Annotated in this window: 16 protein-coding genes; 7 read left to right on the top strand and 9 right to left on the bottom strand. The window is 60.4% G+C overall.

Translation table 11 applies throughout. From position 1 onward, the window contains the following. Positions 1 to 732: 732 nt before the first annotated feature. A complete protein-coding gene (locus tag ACIOZM_RS27030; protein WP_401219549.1) occupies positions 733 to 1,227 on the bottom strand; it encodes a SprT family zinc-dependent metalloprotease in 495 nt (164 codons plus the stop codon). A 155-nt stretch (positions 1,228 to 1,382) separates the two neighbouring features. After that, a complete protein-coding gene (locus ACIOZM_RS27025) occupies positions 1,383 to 1,985 on the bottom strand; it encodes a Yip1 family protein (protein ID WP_201231077.1) in 603 nt (200 codons plus the stop codon). Positions 1,986 to 2,404: 419 nt separating this feature from the next. Here ACIOZM_RS27025 and ttcA point away from each other — a divergent pair, with 419 nt between their 5' ends. Continuing rightward, positions 2,405 to 3,229: a tRNA 2-thiocytidine(32) synthetase TtcA gene (ttcA, locus tag ACIOZM_RS27020; protein ID WP_401219546.1), complete on the top strand. Its 825-nt coding sequence runs from the start codon at positions 2,405 to 2,407 to the stop codon at positions 3,227 to 3,229. Positions 3,230 to 3,358: 129 nt separating this feature from the next. Beyond that, positions 3,359 to 4,033: a DNA-3-methyladenine glycosylase I gene (locus ACIOZM_RS27015; RefSeq protein WP_401219543.1), complete on the top strand. Its 675-nt coding sequence runs from the start codon at positions 3,359 to 3,361 to the stop codon at positions 4,031 to 4,033. A gap of 99 nt (positions 4,034 to 4,132) precedes the next feature. On the opposite strand, the gene ACIOZM_RS27010 is transcribed toward ACIOZM_RS27015, so the two are convergent. Genes ACIOZM_RS27010 through arsC form a run of 3 tightly spaced genes read right to left on the bottom strand, consistent with a single transcriptional unit; the run spans position 4,133 to position 5,506 of the window. Continuing rightward, positions 4,133 to 4,558 (bottom strand): DUF2069 domain-containing protein, encoded by a 426-nt coding sequence (locus tag ACIOZM_RS27010; RefSeq protein WP_401219540.1) that lies wholly within the window; start codon positions 4,556 to 4,558, stop codon positions 4,133 to 4,135. Position 4,559: 1 nt separating this feature from the next. Next, entirely contained in the window at positions 4,560 to 5,156 is a 597-nt protein-coding gene (gene wrbA / locus ACIOZM_RS27005) for an NAD(P)H:quinone oxidoreductase (RefSeq protein WP_401219538.1), read from the bottom strand. Continuing rightward, positions 5,153 to 5,506, bottom strand: a complete 354-nt coding sequence (gene arsC, locus ACIOZM_RS27000; RefSeq protein WP_401219535.1) for an arsenate reductase (glutaredoxin) — start codon at positions 5,504 to 5,506, stop codon at positions 5,153 to 5,155. The genes wrbA and arsC overlap by 4 nt, the downstream gene beginning before the upstream one ends. Before the next feature lie 113 nt (positions 5,507 to 5,619). Here arsC and ACIOZM_RS26995 point away from each other — a divergent pair, with 113 nt between their 5' ends. Then, positions 5,620 to 6,087 (top strand): TlpA disulfide reductase family protein, encoded by a 468-nt coding sequence (locus tag ACIOZM_RS26995; RefSeq protein WP_401219532.1) that lies wholly within the window; start codon positions 5,620 to 5,622, stop codon positions 6,085 to 6,087. An 85-nt stretch (positions 6,088 to 6,172) separates the two neighbouring features. Here the strand turns inward: ACIOZM_RS26995 and ACIOZM_RS26990 are convergent, their stop codons facing one another. Continuing rightward, positions 6,173 to 6,577, bottom strand: a complete 405-nt coding sequence (locus ACIOZM_RS26990) for an META domain-containing protein (protein WP_401219529.1) — start codon at positions 6,575 to 6,577, stop codon at positions 6,173 to 6,175. Continuing rightward, positions 6,577 to 7,011 (bottom strand): hypothetical protein, encoded by a 435-nt coding sequence (locus ACIOZM_RS26985; protein ID WP_401219527.1) that lies wholly within the window; start codon positions 7,009 to 7,011, stop codon positions 6,577 to 6,579. Before ACIOZM_RS26985 ends, ACIOZM_RS26990 begins: the two co-directional genes overlap by 1 nt. 134 nt (positions 7,012 to 7,145) lie before the next feature. Between ACIOZM_RS26985 and ACIOZM_RS26980 the strand changes: the two genes are divergently transcribed. Further along, a complete protein-coding gene (locus ACIOZM_RS26980; protein WP_401219525.1) occupies positions 7,146 to 7,616 on the top strand; it encodes a hypothetical protein in 471 nt (156 codons plus the stop codon). 11 nt (positions 7,617 to 7,627) lie between these two features. On the opposite strand, the gene ACIOZM_RS26975 is transcribed toward ACIOZM_RS26980, so the two are convergent. Then, positions 7,628 to 8,617, bottom strand: coding sequence for a 2-hydroxyacid dehydrogenase (locus ACIOZM_RS26975; RefSeq protein WP_401219522.1), 990 nt, complete (start codon positions 8,615 to 8,617; stop codon positions 7,628 to 7,630). A gap of 82 nt (positions 8,618 to 8,699) precedes the next feature. After that, positions 8,700 to 11,453 carry a response regulator gene (locus ACIOZM_RS26970; RefSeq protein WP_401219566.1) on the bottom strand — a complete coding sequence of 918 codons (2,754 nt, stop codon included), beginning with the start codon at positions 11,451 to 11,453 and terminating at the stop codon, positions 8,700 to 8,702. A gap of 218 nt (positions 11,454 to 11,671) precedes the next feature. Here ACIOZM_RS26970 and ACIOZM_RS26965 point away from each other — a divergent pair, with 218 nt between their 5' ends. The 3 genes from ACIOZM_RS26965 to cysM form a co-directional block, all read left to right on the top strand. Then, the gene (locus tag ACIOZM_RS26965; protein WP_401219520.1) at positions 11,672 to 12,394 is read left to right on the top strand and encodes a response regulator transcription factor; all 723 of its coding nucleotides are present in this window, start codon (positions 11,672 to 11,674) and stop codon (positions 12,392 to 12,394) included. Then, positions 12,381 to 13,805, top strand: a complete 1,425-nt coding sequence (locus ACIOZM_RS26960; protein WP_401219518.1) for a histidine kinase sensor domain-containing protein — start codon at positions 12,381 to 12,383, stop codon at positions 13,803 to 13,805. The genes ACIOZM_RS26965 and ACIOZM_RS26960 overlap by 14 nt, the downstream gene beginning before the upstream one ends. Positions 13,806 to 14,044: 239 nt before the next feature. Next, positions 14,045 to 14,934 (top strand): cysteine synthase CysM (gene cysM / locus ACIOZM_RS26955; protein WP_401219564.1); only part of this gene is annotated, 890 nt, incomplete at its 3' end.

Below are 14,934 nucleotides of genomic sequence, written 5' to 3'. Positions count from 1 at the left end.
GCTTCGCCACGGACATTGTGGGAGCTGGCCTGCCAGCGATAGCGGTGTGTCAGCCAGCAAATATTTTGAATGTACCGACGCCATCGCGAGCAGGCTCGCTCCCACAGGTTTTGTGGTGTGAGCACAGCATTCAGCTTCGCCACGGACATTGTGGGAGCTGGCCTGTCAGCGATAGCGGTGTGTCAGTCAGCTGAGATTTTGAATGTACCGACGCCATCGCGAGCAGGCTCGCTCCCACAGGTTTTGTGGTGTGAGCACAGCATTCAGCTTCGCCACGGACATTGTGGGAGCTGGCCTGCCAGCGATAGCGGTGTGTCAGCCAGCAAATATTTTGAATGTACCGACGCCATCGCGAGCAGGCTCACTCCTACAGGTTTTGTGGTGTTAACACAGCATTCAGCTTCGCCACGGACATTGTGGGAGCTGGCCTGCCAGCGATAGCGGTGTGTCAGTCAACTGAGATTTTGAATGTACCGACGCCATCGCGAGCAGGCTCGCTCCCACAGGTTTTGTGGTGTGAGCACAGCATTCAGCTTCGCCACGGACATTGTGGGAGCTGGCCTGCCAGCGATAGCGGTGTGTCAGTCAGCTGAGATTTTGAATGTACCGACGCCATCGCGAGCAGGCTCACTCCCACAGGTTTGGTGGTGTGAGCACAGCATTCAGCTTCGCCACGGACATTGTGGGAGCTGGCCTGCCAGCGATGAGGCCAGCCGCTACATCACAAACGTTCTATTCGACTCGCATCTCACCAGTGAACACCAGCGTACTGCGACACCGACGGCACAGATACCGCCGCCCCTTGCTCACCAGCCCATGACGCTGCGCCGAGAACGGAAAATCACTGTCCACACACGGACATTTATAGATGTAGCGCGTCACGCTGCGGCGTTTGATTGCATAGGTGTGGCAGCGATCCGGCGGTAGTTCATAGACTCCGCGCATGATCAACTGCCACTCCTCGCCGTGCGGCTGGATGCGGTCGCCGAACAGTTGATGGGCGATCAGGTGCGCGACTTCGTGGGCCACGGTCTGCTTGAGGAAGTGATCGGTGTTTTCCCGGTACAGCTGCGGATTGAAGCGCAGCAGATTCTCGTGCAGATGCGCGACTCCGGCTTTTTGCCCGCGCAGCTTGAGGCTCACCACAGGGCGTTGGAAATGACGTTTGAAAAAGGATTCAGCGAGTTGGTAACAGTCTTCGACGCGGGTATTGAGTTGCTCGGGCATGCTTGATGGATCTCCAGAGCTTGCGAGTATGCCGCAACCCCGAGGCGTTGCGAATCGCCAAACTGCCGAATGGTCATGGTGTTTCTGCGTGAACATGAGAAGGCCGCCTTGCGGCGGCCTGTGTTGGCGGATCTTGTTTTTCTCAGGCTTGCCAGCTAGTTGGTGTAGACGGGCCCCACGCCCAGTCCCCAGACGATCACGGTGAACGCCATGATGGCCACCAGCACCACCAGACCCACCGCCAGCACCGAGCTGGAAAACAGGAAACCCTCATCCGAAGGGATATTCATAAAGGTCGGCAGCCCGACATACAGCAGATAAACCGTGTAGCAGATGGCCGCCGTGCCGACGATCATCCCCAGCCACATATGCGGATACAGCGCCGCCAGCCCGCCGACGAACAATGGGGTTGCGGTGTAGGTGGCGAACGCGACGCAACGCGCCAGACTCGGGTTGGCGTCATAAGTGCGCGCCATCCAGTGCACGAAGGCTCCCATGACCGCGACTCCGCCGAGCATCGCCAGGTATGACATGACGGTCATCCAAACCGCGCTTTCAACGGTGAGCATCACCGGTGCGCGATTGCCAATGACCCAGCCGACCTGCGTGGTGCCGATAAACGCCGAGACAGCGGGGATCGCCGCCAGTATCAGCGTGTGCGTCAGGTACATGTGGCTGATGCTTTCCTCTTGGTCACCACGGATTTCTTTCCATTCCTGATCGGGGTGGGTAAAGAGTCCCACTACGTGATGGATCATGCCAGTCACTCCTCTTGTTATTGCCATCGCCCCCCAACGGAGCGCCTACGGGCCAAGGTGGCCGAGCAAATTCAGGTCTTTGGATGTGTGCGACCTTATGTCGCAGTATAGAAAGGACTTAACCGCACAGGTATTAGGGGCTTAGAGCAAATCGCGCTGTAAAAACAGGGCTTAATCGCCGTGAGGTCTTGCAGTGGTAGGTGAAACTGTGGCGAGGGGATTTATCCCCGTTCGGCTGCGTAGCAGTCGCCAATCCACTACAGCAGTTTGTCAGTCGAATCGAGTTTTAGGGTTTGTGGGGGCGGCTTCGCCGCCCAACGGGGATAAATCCCCTCGCCACGGGTTTCTTTTGACCCTTCGCCCTCCGGCGGTTTTTGCGTAAAATGCCGCCTTTCGTCACACCTCACGGATCTCGCGTCATGGGCACTCTTACGGTCAACCAGAACAAACTGCAAAAGCGCCTGCGCCGCCTGGCCGGCGAAGCGGTCGCCGACTTCAACATGATTGAAGACGGCGACAAGGTCATGGTCTGCCTGTCCGGGGGTAAGGACAGTTACACCATGCTCGACGTGCTGATGCACCTGCAGAAGGTTGCACCGATCAAGTTCGAGATCGTCGCCGTGAACATGGATCAGAAGCAGCCGGGTTTCCCCGAGCACGTGCTGCCGGCCTACCTCAAAGAGTTGGGCGTCGAGTACCACATCGTCGAAAAAGATACTTACTCGGTGGTCAAGGAACTGATCCCGGAAGGCAAGACCACCTGCTCGCTGTGTTCGCGTCTGCGCCGTGGCACGCTGTACACCTTCGCTGACGAAATCGGCGCGACCAAGATGGCCCTCGGTCACCATCGCGATGACATCGTCGAGACGTTCTTCCTCAATATGTTCTTCAACGGCAGCCTCAAGGCGATGCCGCCGAAGCTGCGTGCCGATGACGGGCGCAACGTGGTGATTCGTCCGCTGGCGTACTGCAACGAGAAAGACATCCAGGCGTATTCGGACTTCAAGGAGTTCCCGATCATCCCGTGCAACCTTTGTGGTTCGCAGGAAAACCTGCAACGTCAGGTGGTCAAGGACATGCTCCAGGACTGGGATCGCAAGACCCCGGGCCGAACTGAAAGCATTTTCCGCAGTCTGCAGAACGTGATCCCGTCGCAACTGGCCGATCGCAACCTGTTCGACTTCACCAGCCTGAAGATCGACGAGAGCGCCGCTTCGCGCTTCGTCAACATCGTGAACCTTTAACCCAAAACTGTAGGAGTGAGCCTGCTCGCGATAGCGGTCTGTCAGACACTTCAGTGTTGACTGATATGACGCCATCGCGAGCAGGCTCACTCCTGTAATGGTTTTTCGTTTCCAACCTCAGGAGAGGGCATGCGCGATTACAAGTGGCTGCACGAATACTGTCTGAACCGCTTCGGTTCGGCAGCTGAACTGGAAGCCCATCTGCCCGTTCCCAAGACCCCCGCGCAATTGCGCAAGATCAGCGACGACCGTTACCTCTCGACCATGGCCCTGCGCGTGTTTCGCGCCGGGCTCAAGCACAGTCTGGTGGACGCCAAGTGGCCGGCCTTCGAAGAAGTGTTCTTCAAGTTCGACCCGGAAAAAGTCGTGCTGATGAGCGCCGAACACCTTGAACGCCTGATGCAGGACGCGCGGATTATCCGCCACCTGGGCAAGCTCAAGAGCGTGCCGCGCAATGCGCAGTTCATCCTTGATGTCGAGAAGGAGAGGGGCAGTTTCGGCGCGTTGATCGCGGACTGGCCGGTGACCGATATCGTCGGTCTGTGGACGTACCTGAAAAAGCACGGACATCAACTCGGCGGGCTGTCGGCGCCACGGTTTTTGCGCATGGTTGGCAAGGACACGTTTGTGCCGAGTTACGACGTGGTCGCGGCGCTGAATGCGCAGAAGATCGTCGACAAGGCGCCGACCAGTCAGCGCGATCTGGCGGCGGTGCAGGCGGTGTTCAATCAGTGGCATGAAGAGAGCGGTGGGCGGCCGATGAGCCAGATCTCGATGATGCTGGCTTATACCGTCAATCATTAAGACCGAGTCGCTCCAATCGCCAGCAGGCTGGCTCCCACAGGAGATCTGTGAACATCGCAGATCCCATGTGGGAGCCAGCCTGCTGGCGATAGCAATTTTTCAGGCGACGGCAATCTCACCTTCGCCCGCCAGTTTGCGGTTCAACTGATACCGCCACCGCACATACAGCAGCGCCGAGCAGAACACCGCCAGGCTGACGATCATCTCCAGCACACCAAACAACTGCCGGCTCGGGTCATACGCCGCCAGTGCGCCTTTGATGAAATACAGATTCACCACAAAACACATCCACGAGTGCCCGCGCGCGCTGCCCATGATCATCCCCGGAGCGAGGACGATCCACGGGATCAGCTCGACCAGCAGAATCACCCACGGTCGGGCGCCATGCAGGTCGGCGAAGATCAGGTAGTAAGCAGCGAGCAGCCCGGCGAGGCCGAAAAAGCACAGCAGGCTGATGATCCGCATGGCTTTCACTCGCGGTTCAAGCCATTCGACCGAGGGCAGGATTTTCGGCTTCTTGGCCATATCAGCCCACCAGTTTCTGAGCGGTTTTCGCCAGACGCAGACCCAGTGCACGACACAGTGCGACTTCGTGCTGATCGAGGCCGCTTTTGCCGTCAGCCCCGGCATGGTGGCTGGCGCCATACGGCGTGCCGCCGCCCTGGGTTTCGAGCAGCGCCGATTCGCTGTAAGGCAGGCCGGTGATCAGCATGCCGTGGTGCAGCAGCGGCAGCATCATCGACAGCAGAGTGGTTTCCTGACCGCCGTGCAGGCTGGCGGTGGAGGTGAATACACCGGCCGGTTTGCCGACCAGAGCGCCGGTCAGCCACAGGTTGCTGGTGCCGTCGAGGAAGTATTTGAGCGGCGCGGCCATGTTGCCGAAACGGGTCGGGCTGCCGAGCGCCAGACCGGCGCAGTTTTTCAAATCATCAAGCGTTGCGTAGAGCGGGCCATCTGCCGGGATGTCCGGCGACACCGCTTCGCACTCGGTGGAAATCGCCGGCACGGTACGCAGGCGCGCTTCGAGCCCGGCCTGTTCAACGCCCCGGGCAATTTGCCGGGCCATCTCGTTGGTCGAGCCGCTGCGGCTGTAATACAGAATCAGAATGTAGGGCGCGCTCACGGCAGCAACTCCAGCACGTTTTCCGGTGGGCGACCGATCACGGCTTTGTCGCCGACTTCGAGAATCGGCCGCTCCATCAGTTTCGGGTGCTCAGCGATGGCGGCGATCAGTTGCGCCTCGCTGAGACTGTCGTCGGCCAGATGAAGCATTTTGTATTCATCTTCCCCGGTGCGCAGCAGTTGCCGTGCGCTGATGCCGAGCTTGCCCAGCAGCGCCTTGATTTGCCCCGCATCCAGCGGGGTTTCGAGATAACGCACCACGTTCGGCGTCAGGCCGCGGGCCTCAAGCAGTTCGAGCGCACCGCGGGATTTCGAGCAGCGCGGGTTGTGATAAAGCGTCAGATCGGTCATGGCGGGTCGCTTCTGGCGTAAAGTGACGGCTATTCTAACTGTGCAGCGCGCAATCCTGAACCGTGGGAGGCGATGGGTCGCAGGCGCAATCAATTTTTCACAAGGAACACGACATGACACGGCGATTGGCAGCGGCATTGACGATAATCGGGGCGTTGATGCTGGGGGGCTGCGGTAACGACTATGGTATCGACCAGAATGGCCAGAAGGTCGCCTCCGAGCGTCTCGACAAACAATGGGTAGTGGTTAACTACTGGGCCGAATGGTGTGGCCCGTGCCGGACTGAAATCCCGGAGCTCAACCATTTGGCTGATGAACTCAAGAGCAAGAATGTCGGCGTGTTCGGGGTCAATTTCGATAATGTGCAGGGCGAAGAACTGAAGAGCGCCAGTGAAAAACTGGGCATCAAGTTCACCGTGCTGGCGCAAGATCCGGCAGAGCTGTTCGACCTGCCGCGCAGCGAAGCATTGCCGGTGACGTACATCATCGACAACAAAGGCAAGGTGCGTGAGCAGATGATGGGCGAGCAGACGGCGGCGGGGGTTTTGGCAAAACTTGAGGCGTTGCAGGCGACCAAGTAAGTCGCATGTTTTCTTGCTTGGGTGCTTCTGTGGTGAAGGGGTAAATCCCCTCACCACAAAGGCCCTGACTGGTTGATAGAGGGGGTTAACCCTCTTCCAGCCACCAGCGCAAAGGCTTGCCTTCCGCCGGCCAGAAGCGCATCTGTTCGATCGGCGAAATATCCCAGCGTTGCACCCCTTCGAGGGCTTGCAGGAAGCGTTGTTCCTGCTCCATCAGTGCCGGGGCGCAGAGCTTGCGGGTCTTGCCGATCTTGCCGAAGCTCAGCTTGTCGCCATCCAGCGTGTACGGCGCGAACCAATGGTTGCAGCCGCCGTTGCCGTAGGCGCGACCGTCATCGCCCAGGGTCACGGTCAGATGGCTGTAATCCATCAGTGGCCGCTCGCCGATCCATTCCAGAATGTAGCTGCGGTTCTGTTGCAGTTGCACCGGTTCTGCGGCGCAACCCACCAGTGCGGCACCGACCAGAGCGGTCAGGGCAAGGCGTTTCATCACGCAGGCTCCTGACATTTCGGGCAGACATGCTTCTCGCCAACGGCTTTCCAGCCGAGTTCGGCGATGCGCGCAGTGGCGGCGGCTTTTTCGGCCGGTTTGCCAAGCTTGGCGTCTACCGCGAATTCAAAGCTGAGTTCTTTGGCGCAGCTGTCGCAATTGACCTGCCAGGTGTGGATCGCCAGTTCGCCAAACACCGGGCCGGTGGTCATTGCTGTCCATTGGCCGGGCGGGTTGATCAGATGGCGCACGGTCTCGACGGTCAGGCGCATGGACAAGTCCTTGCTGCCTTTAAGGGTGACCAACAGCGCATCACCGATGCGGATCGAGCCACCGTTGCCGGTGACCTGATAGCGGCCCGGTACGAGGGCGCGGCATTCGGTGAGGGTGTGTTGCGGGTTCATCAGGTTGTAGCGGAAATCGTGTTCGACCATGGGTCCTCCAAATATGCGCGACATGCTAGCACGGGCTGGATTACAGGATGGCGCGCGCTTGCGACCTTCGATCAGGTTCAAATCGACTCGCGCTCATGGCAAACTGCCGCCCTTGACTCTGAAGGAACGGAAACATGGCGCTGATTGAATGTTATGAATGCAAACGCAGCATCAGCTCGCAAGCGACTGCGTGCATCCATTGCGGGGCGCCCATGGCAGAGCGCCCGACCGAGCAGCAGTCGGCTGATGCACAACCACAAGCAGCGCCCGTTGCTTCGACGATTTCCTTTGGCAGCCTTCCACGCAACAAAGCTGTCCCCGAGGCTTATGTCGCGCCTGCCGAACCCGAGCCGAAAGCCGTTCCGGTAGCCGTTGGCCGTCGCCGTCGGACGCAAGCCGCCGCGCCGGTTCAACCGCAAGTGAATGCCGATGGCTCGCGCCCGGTGGAAGGCTGGTTGAAGATCATGGCGTTTTTGATGCCAATGATTTTTGTCTGGTTCCTGCTGCGTTCCGGGCATTCGCTGAAGCAGCGGGTGATCGGTTTCGGCTGGCTCGGCCTGCTGATCCTGTGTGTAGCGATCACCCCGACGCCACCGCCAGTCTGATCGCCGAAAACTCAGCCCTCGACCTGGTTCTGCGGCGCACCCGCCTCCCAGGTCGCGATGTTGTGCAGCGTGGTTGCGGCAATCGCGCCCAGCGCTTCATGAGTCAGAAAAGCCTGATGCGCCGTGACGATCACGTTCGGGAATGTCAGCAACCGCGCCAGCACATCGTCCTGCAACGGCAGATCCGAGCGATCCTCGAAAAACAGCTGCGCCTCTTCTTCATACACATCCAGTCCCAGATAACCCAGTTGGCCATCCTTCAGTGCATCGATCAGCGCCGGGGTATCCACCAGACCGCCGCGCCCGGTGTTGATCAGCATTGCACCCGGCTGCATGTGCGCCAGTGATTCGCGGTTGATCAGGTGTTTGCTCTGGTCGTTGAGCGGGCAGTGCAGGCTGATGATGCGCGACTGCGCGAGCAGTTCCGGCAAGCTCAGATAGCGCGCCCCCAGAGCCAGAACCTCCGGGTTTGGATAAGGATCGTAAGCCAGCAATTCACAGCCGAAACCGTGCATGATTTTCGCGAACGTGGCGCCGATCTGCCCGGTGCCGACGATACCCACCGTCTTGCCCACCAGATCAAAACCGGTCAGCCCGTGCAGAGTGAAATCGCCTTCGCGAGTGCGGTTGTAGGCACGATGCAGGCGCCGGTTGAGTGCGAGGATCAGCGCGACCGCGTGTTCGGCCACGGCATGCGGCGAATAGGCCGGAACCCGCACTACCGCCATGCCGAGGCGCTTCGCCGCAACCAGATCGACATGGTTATAACCCGCCGAACGCAGAGCAATCAGTCGCGTACCGCCCGCCGCCAGGCGCTCCAGCACCGGGGCGCTGAGGTCGTCGTTGATAAACGGGCAGACCACTTCATGCTGCTCGGCCAGCGCCACGGTGTCGAGACTCAGTCGGGCCGGTTGAAAGTGCAGTTCGATATCGGCCGGGCAGTCGGCGGCGAGGAAGCTGTCGCGGTCGTAGGTCTGGCTACTGAAAACGATCGTGCGCATGAAATCCTCCTGGAGCAACGACGCGGGCCAAATCACCCGCGAACATTCTAGCTGCGTGCGCGTTTAGCGGCATTGCCGTGGATCAGGCGCTGATCTTCGCCTGCGTGGCCAGACGATTGATCGCCCGTTCCAGCTCATCCAGTGCCTGCGTCGCTTTCGGATCGTCCTGTTTGAGCAGGGTTTCGCTGCGTTGGCAGGCTGCGCGCAATTGCGGCACGCCGCAGTAACGCGTGGCGCCGTGCAGGCGATGCACGCGTTCGATCAAGGCGTTTTGATCGTTGCTGTCGCGGGCAGTGCGGATCGCTTCGCGGTCGGCTTCGAGTGACGCCAGCAACATCGCCAGCATGTCCGCCGCCAAATCTGCCTTGCCCGCGGCCAGGCGCAGACCTTCGTCGTGATCAAGTACCGGTAAGTCATGACTGCCGATGGCGCTTTCGCTGGAGCGATCCGGTGCCTGATTGCGCAGAGCCAGGCCGGTCCATTTCAGTACGACTTGCGCCAGTTGCCGCTCGCTGATCGGTTTGGTCAGGTAGTCATCCATGCCGCTTTGCAGCAAGGCGCGTTTTTCGTTGGCCATGGCGTGGGCGGTGAGGGCGACAATCGGCAGCGGTGTGCAATGCCGTTCGCTTTCCCACTGGCGGATGGTTTCGGTGCTCTGGCGTCCGTCCATGCCGGGCATCTGCACGTCCATCAGCACTAGATCGAAAGATTCGGTCTGCACCGCTTTGACCGCCGCATAACCGCTTTCCACCGCGAGCACCTTGGCGCCCATGTCTTCGAGCAGGGTCTGCACCAGCAACAGGTTGGCCGGGTTATCGTCGACGCATAGCACTTTCGGCGGACGACTCGACAACGGCTCGTTCGGCTCGTTGCGGGTCTGGCGCGGATTGGCCAGATCCGACAAGGCACGCCGCAATTTACGCGTGCACGCCGGTTTGGCCTGGAGCTGACTGTGCGGGTTCGGCACCGAGAGGTGGAACAGCGTTTGCTCGGTGGTCGGGCAAAGCACCAGCACCTTGCAACCGAGGTGTTCCAGATCCCAGATATGCTGGTTCAAGCGCTCCGGGAGCATGTCGTTGCTGGTGATGCCGAGCACCGCGAGGTCGATGGCCTGCTCGGTCTGGTGCGCGCCGGTAACGCCGTTGGTCAGGCTTTCCAGGGTATTGAAGGTGGTGACGTCGAGGCCGCAGTCTTCGAGTTGATGTTGCAATGCCTGACGCGCCAGTTCGTGATTCTCCAGCACCGCCACGCGACGCCCGAGCAGCGGCGCGGACGGCAGATCGTCGGTGTCGTCACGGGTTTTCGGCAGGCTCAGGCTGATCCAGAATTCCGAACCTTCACCCGGCGTGCTGTCGACGCCGATCTCGCCACCCATCTGTTCGATCAGGCGCTTGGAAATCACCAGACCCAGACCGGTACCGCCCGGCTGACGCGACAGCGAGTTATCAGCCTGACTGAAGGCCTGGAACAGCGCCCGCACATCCTGACTCGACAAACCGATGCCGGTGTCCTGAATGCTGATGCGCAACTGCACGCGATCTTCGTGTTCTTCTTCAAGCATGGCACGGGCGACGATGGTGCCTTCGCGGGTGAACTTGATCGCGTTGCTGACAAGGTTGGTGAGGATCTGCTTGAGGCGCAGCGGATCGCCGACCAGCGACAGCGGCGTGTCGCGATACACCAGACTGACCAGCTCAAGCTGTTTGGCGTGAGCTGCCGGTGCGAGGATGGTCAGGGTGTCCTGCAACAGGTCGCGCAGGTTGAACGGAATGTGGTCGAGCACCAGTTTGCCGGCCTCGATCTTCGAGAAATCGAGGATCTCGTTGATGATCCCGAGCAAGCTGTCGGCGGACTTTTCGATAGTGCCCAGATAGTCGAGCTGGCGCGGGGTCAGTTCGCTTTTCTGCAAAAGATGCGTGAAGCCGAGAATGCCGTTGAGCGGCGTGCGAATCTCGTGGCTCATGTTGGCGAGGAACTCGGACTTGATCCGGCTCGCTTCCAGCGCCTCTTTACGGGCCAGATCGAGTTCGATGTTCTGGATCTCGATGGTTTCCAGATTCTGCCGCACGTCTTCGGTGGCTTGATCGACGCTGTGTTGCAGTTCTTCCTGAGCGTTTTGCAGGGTGCCGGCCATGCGGTTGATGCCGTCCGCCAGTTCATCCAGCTCCTGACTGCCGAGCGGCGGCAGGCGGGTTTCCAGGTGGCCGTCCTTGAGTTGCGCGACGGCGTGTTTGATCTGGCTCAGCGGATGGTTGATGGTGCGGCCCATGCGCAATGCAAGCAGCGCCGCACCGGCGAGGCCAGCGGCAATCAACAGCAGACTGGCGAACAGACTGCGATAACCGCGCAGCAACATGCCGTTGTGTGACAGCTCCAGTTCTACCCAGCCGAGCAGGCGCTCGGATTCTGCGGGGATCAGTTCACCCGCCAGATTGCGGTGCTTACCCAGAACCGGCAGCAGATAACGGGTGGCATCGTTACCGCTGCGGCGCAGCAGTTGCGCGCTGTCGCCGCTCGGCGCCTGATTGAGCATGGTCGGGCCGGCGTGGGCCAGCGGCGTGTGGTCGGGGGCGAGGAAGGTCACCGCGCGCACGTCGGGCTGTTCGAGGGATTGGGTGGCGATGCGTTCGAGCAGTTCACTGTCGCCACGGCCCATGGCCGGGGCCACCAGCGGGGCCAGTTGCTCGGCGATCATTTCGCCGCGCTGCATCAATTGGGCTTGCAAGTCGGACTGTTGCGTCCAGGTGAAATAACCACCGAGCACCAACGCCATCAGGCTGGTGGGCAAGAGGGTCAGCAACAATACGCGACCTTTGATTCCCAGTTTCTTGAGCACGCCCATCTCCTGCATCCAGCTGATATGTTGACTCAAACGTGCGTCCGGCACGTGACATTGGCGCAGTGTAGCGATTTGCTCGCGGGCAATCCTCGGAAAAATGCTGCCGTCGTGCGTCTGTTTGCGAGCGCTCGTTTGTCCGACAGGTCAGCATTGGGTTGCCCGATGCTCGGCAATCTTGAATAATCGGCACAACTGAGAATTATTTGCAGATAGTCATGACTCTTGTCTCTGTTGGCCAGCCACGCATTCTTTCCATCGAAGACGACCCGGTGCTCGGTGCCTATGTTCACGAACATCTGGGGCGCAGCGGGTTTCAGGTGACCTGGTGCCAGAACGGCCAGGAAGGTCTGAACATGGCTCAGCGCCAGCCGTTCGACGTGGTGTTGATGGACATTCTGTTGCCGGGGCTGAACGGTCTCAAGGTGCTGACCCAGTTGCGCCAGAGCCAGTCGACGCCAGTGCTGCTGATGTCGGCACTGGGGGCGGAGGCAGATCGCATCAGCGGTTTCCGCCTCGGTGCCGATGACTACCTGCCCAAACCGTTCAGCATGGCCGAGCTGCATGTGCGCATCGAAGCGATTCTGCGCCGGGTCGCGCTGGATCGACGTCCGGCGGCTCTGGCCGAGCCGGTGGCGAGCGGCGCCTTGCATTTCGACGACGAGGCGTGCGAAGCGTTTTACCGTGAGCAGCCTGCCGGTCTGACCCGCAGCGAATATCGCTTGCTGGAAACCCTGCATCGCAACGATGAGGAAGTGCTGAGCAAGGCCTTCCTTTATCAGCACGTCCTGCAACGCGGCTACGCGGCTCACGACCGCAGCCTCGACATGCACATCAGTCAGATCCGCCGCAAACTCAAAGCCATCGGCTACACCGAACGCGAAGTGCGCACGGTATGGGGCAAGGGCTACGTGCTGAGTACGCCCGATGAAAATGTCTGACCTGCCGGGTCGGCATTCGCTGTTCTGGAAACTGGCCTGCCTGCTGGTGGCGTTCTGTTTGCTGATGATCTGGCTGAGCTGGTCTTGGGGCCGCTATATGGAGGAACGCAACCAGTTCCTCTCTGACGAAGCGCGCGCAACCTTGTCGCGCTATGCCGCTGAAGCCGAGCAGGCGTGGCAGCGAGCCGAGCGTGACGGTATTGATAGCTGGTTGCAGAGCATGGAGCTGCGTGAAGCCGGTTGGGTCGGGGTGATCGGCGGCAATTTGCAGTCGCTGAGCAGCGATCCGCTGAACGAGCAGGAAACCCAGCACCTGACCTTCCTGCGTGGCCTCGACTGGCCGATTCACAAGCAGGGGCGACCATGGCTGCGGGTGCCGTTTCCTCAAGACCCGTCCGCCGGAATTCTGGTGATCGAACTGCCCGAGCGTTTTCTGCCGGGCAAGTATCGAGTGTTCTGGCGAGTCATCACCAACGGTGTGATTCCGGGTCTGTTCACATTGCTGCTGTGCGTCGGCCTCTATCGTTTGCTGGTGGTGCCGTTGAATAATCTGCGCGAGCAGGCCAACGCCTGGCGCGCCGATCAATTGAATGTGCGGCTGTCGAGCGGGATCACCCAGCGCCCGGACGAACTCGGTGAATTGGCTCGGGCATTCGACTCCATGTCCGAGCGTTTGCAGACCACGGTCTCCCTGCAACAACAATTGCTGCGCGATCTCTCTCATGAACTGCGCACGCCGCTGAGTCGTCTGCGAGTGGCCAGTGAAAGCGAGCAGGATCTACTGCAATTGCGTGAGCGCATCGGCCGTGAAGTCGATGGCATGCAACGGCTGGTGGAAGACACTCTGCAACTGGCGTGGCTCGACACCGATCGCGCTCCGCTGCCGGACGAAGCGATCCAGATTCAGGCGCTGTGGGAGATGCTCACCGAAAACGCCTGTTATGAAAGCGGCTGGCCGAGCCTGCAATTGCAGTGCGCGGTGCCGTCCTCGTGCTGGGTGCGCGGCAACCTCAATACCTTGGCGCAAGCTCTGGAAAACATCCTGCGCAACGCCATTCGGCATTCGCCCGAGGGCGGCATCGTGCGGCTGGACGGCCAGCGTGATGGTGATTTCTGGCACCTGTGGCTGGACGATCAGGGCGGCGGGGTGGACGGGCAGGAACTGGAACGGATCTTCGACCCGTTCACCCGACTCGACGGCTCGCGCCCCGGCGATGGCGGCTTCGGCCTCGGCTTGAGCATCGCGCGCAACGCGGTACAGCGCCAGGGCGGGACTATGTGGGCGCAGAACGTGCGTGGCGGATTGCGGATGAATTTGCGCTTGGTGGCGGAGGGTGGTGTTGGCAGTCCCGGCCCCATCGCTGGCAAGCCAGCTCCCACAGTGGATCTCTATCAGCCACAAACCGTGTGAACCATTCGTAAGAATGTGTCAGCACTGCTGACACTATTAATGAACAGCGCAACCTCTGTGGGAGCTGGCTTGCCAGCGATAGGGCCCTTGGCATCACCGCTAAACAAAAGTCGCACCACTGGCGCGACTTTTGATTCGCTTATTCCCAGAAACCATAAGCACCATACTTTGCGTGATATGGCCTGCGCGGGTTTGCCGGTATGATAGGCGCCCCCGCACGTCTGGATTGCGAATACGCCATGACCCTGCAGTACCCAACTATCGCCGATTGCGTCGGCAACACTCCGCTGGTGCGTTTGCAGCGCCTGCCCGGTGAAACCAGCAACACCCTGTTGCTCAAGCTCGAAGGGAATAACCCGGCGGGTTCGGTCAAGGACCGTCCGGCGCTGTCGATGATCACCCGTGCCGAATTGCGCGGGCAGATCCACGCCGGCGATACGCTGATCGAAGCGACCTCGGGCAACACCGGGATCGCGCTGGCGATGGCTGCCGCGATCAAGGGTTACAAGATGATCCTGATCATGCCGGACAACTCCAGTGCCGAGCGCAAAGCGGCGATGACTGCTTATGGCGCCGAGCTGATTCTGGTCACTCAGGAAGAGGGCATGGAAGGCGCTCGCGATCTCGCGCAGCGGATGGAAGCCGAAGGCCGTGGCAAGGTGCTGGATCAGTTCGCCAACGGTGATAATCCGGAGGCGCATTACACCACCACCGGCCCGGAAATCTGGCGTCAGACCGAGGGCACGATTACCCATTTCGTCAGCTCCATGGGCACCACCGGCACCATCATGGGCGTTTCGCGCTACTTGAAAGAGCAGAGCGACAGCGTACAGATCGTCGGTCTGCAACCGATGGAAGGCTCGGCCATCCCCGGTATCCGCCGCTGGCCGCAGGAATACCTGCCGAAGATCTATCAGGCCGACCGCGTCGACCGCATCGTCGATATGGCGCAAAGCGAGGCCGAAGACGTCACTCGTCGTCTGGCCCGCGAAGAAGGCATCTTCTGCGGCGTGTCCTCGGGCGGTGCGGTGGCAGCGATGCTGCGCCTGTCCAAAGAAGTTGAAAACGCGGTGATCGTCGCGATCATCTGCGACCGTGGCACGCCGCAGAAGATGCCTTCTTCGCGGGC

The sequence above is a fragment of the Pseudomonas sp. NPDC087346 genome, assembly GCF_044744235.1.
Lineage (GTDB): Bacteria > Pseudomonadota > Gammaproteobacteria > Pseudomonadales > Pseudomonadaceae > Aquipseudomonas.
Note: the sequence above shows the minus strand (reverse complement) of the source record. Positions and strands in the feature narration are given on the sequence as shown.